Origin of the sequence: Vagococcus fluvialis bH819, from assembly GCF_900163795.1 — a bacterium.
Taxonomy (GTDB): domain Bacteria; phylum Bacillota; class Bacilli; order Lactobacillales; family Vagococcaceae; genus Vagococcus; species Vagococcus fluvialis_A.
Map to the genome: position 1 here is coordinate 1 of NZ_FWFD01000010.1, position 6,626 is coordinate 6,626.

At 26.2% G+C, this 6,626-nt stretch carries 8 protein-coding genes; 5 read left to right on the forward strand and 3 right to left on the reverse strand.

Annotated features, from left to right (window positions below; all coding sequences use genetic code 11):
• Positions 1-466: 466 nt before the first annotated feature.
• Entirely contained in the window at positions 467-709 is a 243-nt protein-coding gene (locus FM121_RS07895) for a hypothetical protein (protein WP_086951626.1), read from the forward strand.
• A 357-nt stretch (positions 710-1,066) separates the two neighbouring features.
• Here FM121_RS07895 and FM121_RS07900 read toward each other — a convergent pair whose 3' ends face one another.
• The 3 genes from FM121_RS07900 to FM121_RS07910 all read right to left on the reverse strand — a co-directional run bounded on the left by FM121_RS07900 (position 1,067) and on the right by FM121_RS07910 (position 2,530).
• Complete coding sequence (locus tag FM121_RS07900) at positions 1,067-1,234, reverse strand: helix-turn-helix domain-containing protein (RefSeq protein ID WP_086951627.1); 168 nt, start codon at positions 1,232-1,234, stop codon at positions 1,067-1,069.
• Between the two features lie 187 nt (positions 1,235-1,421).
• Positions 1,422-1,772: a hypothetical protein gene (locus tag FM121_RS07905; protein ID WP_086951628.1), complete on the reverse strand. Its 351-nt coding sequence runs from the start codon at positions 1,770-1,772 to the stop codon at positions 1,422-1,424.
• Between the two features lie 65 nt (positions 1,773-1,837).
• Positions 1,838-2,530 carry an Rgg family transcriptional regulator gene (locus tag FM121_RS07910; protein ID WP_179203825.1) on the reverse strand — a complete coding sequence of 231 codons (693 nt, stop codon included), beginning with the start codon at positions 2,528-2,530 and terminating at the stop codon, positions 1,838-1,840.
• Positions 2,531-2,885: 355 nt separating this feature from the next.
• Between FM121_RS07910 and FM121_RS07915 the strand changes: the two genes are divergently transcribed.
• From FM121_RS07915 to FM121_RS07925, 4 genes are all read left to right on the forward strand, one after another.
• A complete protein-coding gene (locus FM121_RS07915) occupies positions 2,886-3,068 on the forward strand; it encodes a hypothetical protein (protein ID WP_086951630.1) in 183 nt (60 codons plus the stop codon).
• 16 nt (positions 3,069-3,084) lie between these two features.
• Positions 3,085-4,455, forward strand: coding sequence for a radical SAM/SPASM domain-containing protein (locus FM121_RS07920; RefSeq protein ID WP_086951631.1), 1,371 nt, complete (start codon positions 3,085-3,087; stop codon positions 4,453-4,455).
• 1 nt (position 4,456) lies between these two features.
• The gene (locus FM121_RS14660) at positions 4,457-4,591 is read left to right on the forward strand and encodes a hypothetical protein (RefSeq protein ID WP_256958433.1); all 135 of its coding nucleotides are present in this window, start codon (positions 4,457-4,459) and stop codon (positions 4,589-4,591) included.
• A gap of 217 nt (positions 4,592-4,808) precedes the next feature.
• Positions 4,809-6,368 carry an ATP-binding cassette domain-containing protein gene (locus FM121_RS07925; protein ID WP_086951632.1) on the forward strand — a complete coding sequence of 520 codons (1,560 nt, stop codon included), beginning with the start codon at positions 4,809-4,811 and terminating at the stop codon, positions 6,366-6,368.
• Positions 6,369-6,626: the final 258 nt, after the last annotated feature.

Below are 6,626 nucleotides of genomic sequence, written 5' to 3' on the forward strand. Positions count from 1 at the left end.
CCAACAAAACAACCCTAACAATAAACTTTTTCATTTTATTTACTCCTCCAAAGTAGATAAAACAACTCCTTTTTTGTCCTCAGTTATTGCTGAGGGCTTTTTTTTGTTAATTTCATTGTTAAGGTTGAAATAGAGAAGCAAAGACAACTTGCTGAAAAAGGATTATTACCGTTTCAAAAAGAGGCAAAGCAACAGCTTTCACAGTCTGAAATTTTATTTAAAAGTATACGTGAGCAATTAATATTGCATAACAAAATGATTGATGAGGGGAAAATAACACCTGAACAATCAAAAGAACGAACTAATGAGTTATTGTTAAATGCTGAAAAAACAGTCCATAAAAATCATGGTCTTAATTTATAATTCCCATTAAAAGCTTATAACAAAAGGGTTTTATACCATCTTGACCTTTAAAGAACACCATGAGACAATTTATATACATTAAATGAACAACGAGGTTTTTCAAATGAAAAAAGACGATGAATTATTAGAACAAGAAGTAGAAAAAATGATTACAGAGGGTTTAGATAACCTTAGCACCCTGAAAGATGATTCTTCATCAGATGGTGGAAAATCACAAGAATTAACATGTGATAAGAGTGCCTTATCAAAAAATGATGAACTACTAAAACAAGAAGTAGAAAAAATGATTACAAAGGGTTTAGATAACCTTAGCGCCCTGAAAGATGATCCACTAGAACTAGATTAACAACGCTAGCCCTATTTTTTAGCAGATATTACAATGAGAAGAACCTACTAGTAATTTTACTGGTAGGTTTTTTCGGTCATATCTTAACAGTTTTGAATAGAAAATGAACTCTGTGTCACGACAAATATCAAACAACTAAATTGTTTTTAAAGTAACAAAAAGCATCTAAATATCGACTGATGACTTCACTAAGTCAAAAAAAGCAAAACCTTATTAAATTAAAGTTTTGCTTTTTAATTTTGGGTATACCAGTCCATTTTCACAATCTCAACGTCTGTAACCCTTGGTACGCCTGTTACTCTTGGATTCTAAAAGTAAATGCGACAATGACTTCAAACACCTTTAATCATAAGGTTGTTATGTTTGAGGTTCATTGTTTTTTATAACCTCTAAACGAATAGTACTTACATTAGCATTCTTCAATTTAGATAGATTGACATTGCTTATACCTACCTCATCAACTAAATCTTTTAATAATATCTTTCGATCAGCTATGACTCTATCTAATCGCACAATAATTGCCATATATGCTCCTCCTAATCAGACTATTTCATCTGACAATTCTTTTAAATTGAAACCATAGAAAAAAGTATCTTTCATATAATGTCACTAATATTTATAGTTTTTATATTGATTTTGAAAAAAAAAAAAGCTTTCAGAATTAATCTGAGAGCCTTTTTTAATCTGTTTAATAAATAATTTTTGAATAGCATTAACGTTTAGATTTATTCCTTTTAAAGAAATAAATAATTCCAATAATAAAACTATCAAATACAAAACTATCTATATGTAATGGATTAGTCCCAATAATATCTCCATCGATCATTCCTGGAGATATTATTTTAGATAAATCAAAGTGCATAAAGCTACCAACCAACTGAATTAAGTGAATAATAACAACCACTAAGAAAGCGGTTACAAAAGATTCGTAAACAACTTTTTTCTTAGGTTCATCAAAAGAGTCTAGACTATTTAGAAGAATAAACATATAGATCATTGAAATTATAGATCCAATAGTAATAATTCCCATAACAATCATTATAACCCAATTTAAAATTAACATTTTCAACATCCTCCTTTTTTATTGTTAACCGTATAATACAAAAATTAAATAAAATAGTACTTATTTTATTTAATTACATCTGAAAAAATACCTCTGAGCGATCTCTTTAATTCCTTTGCATCTATAAGAGATAAGTAATTTAATAATTTTTCTATTTCGTTTTTCACATCCTCTTGTTCTGTTATCAAATATTCCTGTAGTAAGCACCAAAATTTGACGATTGTCTTTTCTAAAATGTTTTCTGGTTTTATTTTTAGTTTAGATAATGAATTAATCAAAGAAAATGCACTGCTTAATTGATTTGTTGAAAAATAATGTATCAATAAATTTGACATTAACATAATAAATTCTTGAGAAATCTGATCATAGTTTTCATATTTAGTTGCAGTTCTTACACACTGTTTTATTAATAAATTTATGTCATCATTTTCGAATAAGAAAAACAAATTATTAAATAACGCAAATTCATAATGTCCCCATTCATTAACATTCAATAAATATTTTTTTATTTTTAAAGTAGCTTCTTTATCTATTTTATTTTGTATTCTATTTGACAAAGATAATGCAATTAAAGATAAGTGACTAAATTTCAAAATTTGATAGCTATTAAATAAACACTCATACTCATAGCTTAAACTTTTCAATTTATCAATATTTTTATTTTCAAAACACAACTTTATTTCTTTTAGTTCCTTATTTAAAAAAGGCTCACCTTCGATTTCAACTAAGTAAAAAAATTCTGTGTAAGAAACATTCAATCTGGATAATAGAATTGAAAATTTTTTTATAGTTATATCAGAATTATTATTAACAAACTTATAGTATTGAGACTTTGATATATCATCTTGTAATAAAAACTTTAAAGATATATTTTTTTCTTTTCTAATGTCATTAACAAGTTTCCCTACATTAATGTCAATAATAGTTAAATCTCTTCCTTTTAATATAGTAACACCTCCTTTAACGTTCCGTTATTTCTATTTTGTCCTTTATATGAGACAAAATAACACTAAATACATTCTAACAAATATACTTAGTTAATAAAAGGAGGTAGTAAAATGTGGATGTGGTTTTTAATATCATTTTAAGAAAAGTAAAGGAGAATTGATAGTAATGAATAAAAATGTAGAGAATTATAGAACCTTAAAACGTAATAAAGTTTTACAGAAAGACAGAAGACTATATTTATTCGATTTTTTTACTGAAGATGGAACTTCAACTATGTCTACATCTGAATATGAAAGCATTATTAATGATTGTGCCTTTAGTAATGATAAAATGAATATACTTAATTAAAGGAGATATGTAATTAATGAATAATATCATAGATAATTATAAATTTTCAAAATACAATAAACTTTTAAAAGTTCAAAATAAGATATATTTATATAATTTTTTTACTGGAGGTTTTGCTTCCTTTTCACCCGAATATGAGGATCTTGTTAGTAACTGTGACTTTATTAGTGAAGCTGACCTAAAAAAGCTAACTCAAGTAAACAATAGCCTAATAGAAGAACTAATATACGGTGGTTTTTTAATAGATAAAAATGTAAGCGAATTCAAAGTTCTTAAAACCCTTCACTCTCTGGCAAGATTTAAAGGTGCAAATACATTGGTTTTAACCTTACTTCCTACATTAGGCTGCAACTTTAGATGTCCCTATTGTTTTGAACAAGGTTCTAATTATCCCACTTCGCACATGTCTGAAGAAGTTATGGATGCAATTGTAGATTATATTGATGACAATTTGTACGAGAATGGCTCTTTAATGTTGTCTTGGTATGGAGGTGAGCCTTTAGTAGCTCTACAAACAATTGAAAAATTATATAAAAAAATTACAGTACTTACAAATAAAAAAAATATTACAATTACCTCATCCATGATAACTAATGGTTATTTTTTAACAAAAGATGTCGTCGAACGATTACTAAAAATGGATTTATCTCATTTACAAGTTACTATAGATGGTCCTAGAGAAATTCATAATGAAACAAGAATTTTACCAAATGGGAAAGGTACTTACGATAGGATAATTGACAATATTAAAGAAATAGATGATCGAGTCAATTTAAGTATCAGAGTTAATATTCAAAAACAAAATTTTAAATATTTTAATTTACTTGTTGAAGATTTAATAAAAGAAGACCTGAATAAAAAAGAAAATATTAGAATATATTGTGCTCCAGTAAGAGATTTTGGTACTGAAAATAATACGATTTATTCCACTTGTTTTACAACTAATGAGTTTGCACAAGAGGAAATTAAAATGAATAATATTCTTGAAGATAACGGATTCATTGTTGGTGATGATATAAATCCTAATATTTCAGTCTGTGGAGCTATATCAGAAAATGCTATCGTTATTGAGCCTGACGGTACTTTACAAAAATGTTGGAATGTTGTTGGCGATAAAGGTGAATCTGTTGGTAATATTCTTCACTCACCAGAAAATCTAGACAATAATTCAAAAGAAATGATTAATTTATCAAAATGGTATGCTTGGTCAGCGTATGAAGATGATAAATGTAAAAGTTGTCCTGTCTTACCTCAATGCATGGGAGGTTGTCCCTACTATACTGTCAATAAAAATATTATTTTCGAAGAGCAAGAATATAGATGTTCTCCAAATAAATACAATATAGAGAATAAACTAGTTAGATTAACTGGAAAAGGAGGTGGTTAAAATGAGGTGGTTATCAAGACCTAAGAAAGATACTAAAATGAATAAAGCTTTTGTCCGAGAAAAACTCTGTCTCATCGTTTTTTGTGGTAGTAAACCATGTAGTCCTGTTGCCTGTCCTAGCAAAGCATTTCCATAATAATGAATCTAAAGAAAGAGTTGATTTTTATGAATTATATAAACCAACCATCCCAACAAGTTCCTGACAATAGGATAGGAGGCATTGGGTGTAAAATTGATATTTGTGATTTATGTTGGATACACTGCAAATTTATCAAATAATAAAAAAATTTCTTCTACTAATTTTTCTATAACTTTCATTAATTAGTAGAAGATTTTTTAGGAGTTTAATTCTAATGATTAAACAATCTTTTATAAAAAATAAAATAAAACTGTTAGGTCTTTTTTTTATAAATTTAATTAATATTATTATAATTATTATTCAAACTTATTTACTAGGTATATTTATCAATAATTTGATTACTAAAAAAAATTTTGACAGTGTTCTTAAAATTTCAATAGCCCTCACCATCTGTACTTTGTTATCTATTTTTTTAAAATTTATAAGCGATATTTATAATGCTAGAGTTCAAGCTGACATTGTTTATAAAATAAATAGTGCTCAACTAAGACATATAAAAAAATTACCTTTACTATTTTTTAATCAAGTTGAACCTGTTTATTTAAATCAAAGAATAAATAATGATTCAAATGTTGTTACTAATTTTTGGTTAAATCTCATGGTTAAGGGCTCATTACAAATTATATCAATACTTATAATATTTTTAGTTTTTTTTAAAATGAATATTAATGTTTTTTTTGTTTCAATAGTTAATATGTTTTTGTTTTTTATAATATATAAAAGTTTTGCTAAAAAATTATATGCTGCAAATAAAATTTTTTCAGAACAACAAAATAAATTATTCTCAGAAATGAATAATCATCTATTTAATATTAAGCATACTAAAATTAATATGCTATATGAATATCTAGACAAAAAGTTAAATGAAGCTTCTTTACCTTTTTTCGCCTATTTAAACAAATACATTAATATCTCTTATATTTTTTCATCAGTTTCAGATATGTCTAGCAATTTTTTTAATATATTTTTATACATTTATTGTGGCTATGCTATCTATAACAATAAAATGAATATTGGAGAGTTTATAATGATTAAAAATTTTCAAGGTTTCATGCTAGAAAGTTTTTCTAATGTTATTATTCTAACTAGAGAATATCCTAATATGTTAGTTTCTAGAGATAGATTAAATGAAATTGAGTTAATGGAACAAGAGGCAAATGGAACAAGAAAAATCAATTCTATTGATAAAATAATATTAGATAAAGTATATTTTTCATACTCTGACAAAAATATAATTGAAAATTTTTCTTATGTTTTTGAAAAAGGGCACATTTACTTAATTCAAGGAGATAACGGATCAGGTAAAACAACATTAATTGAAGTCTTATTAGGTTTATATGGAAATTTTAGTGGTAATATTTTCTATAATGATTACTCTTTAAAAGATATAAATATTTATTTATGTCGTTCTAAATGTTTTTCTATTGTTGAACAACATCCAGTTCTTTTATACGATGACTTAGATATGAATTTATATTGTATAGAGAAAAAACAAGAAGTATATAATTTGCTTGATTATTTTAATTTAAGTTACATAAATGAAAAATATTGTAAATCATTATCTGGAGGAGAAAAGCAAAAAGTTGCTATTAGTATGGCTTTAGCTAAAGAAACAGATGTTCTGATATTAGATGAGCCAACATCAGCTTTAGATAAAGAGTCTAAAGAAAAATTTTTTACATTAATATCTAACAATAAAAAAACAAAAATTATTATAATAATTTCTCACGACAAAGATTTAACTGCTTTTGTTGATAAAGTTGTTCGTATTTAATTTTTGATAGCTAATTAATATCGTGCTATAATGAAATTACAAATAAGGTATGCATTGAGTAACCAAAAAGAGCCAGTCGGGGGCAACCGAACTGGCTCTTTTCTTTTTTCACTACTTATGACATAAATAGCGTGAGGTTAGCTGTCTTTCTTGTCCTTAGAATCTAACCATTTACTAATGCTATGGGCAATAACATCAATCATGATTCCAAGTAAGACGTCAAATAAGATATGCAATTGAATAACCTCCCTTCTTGCT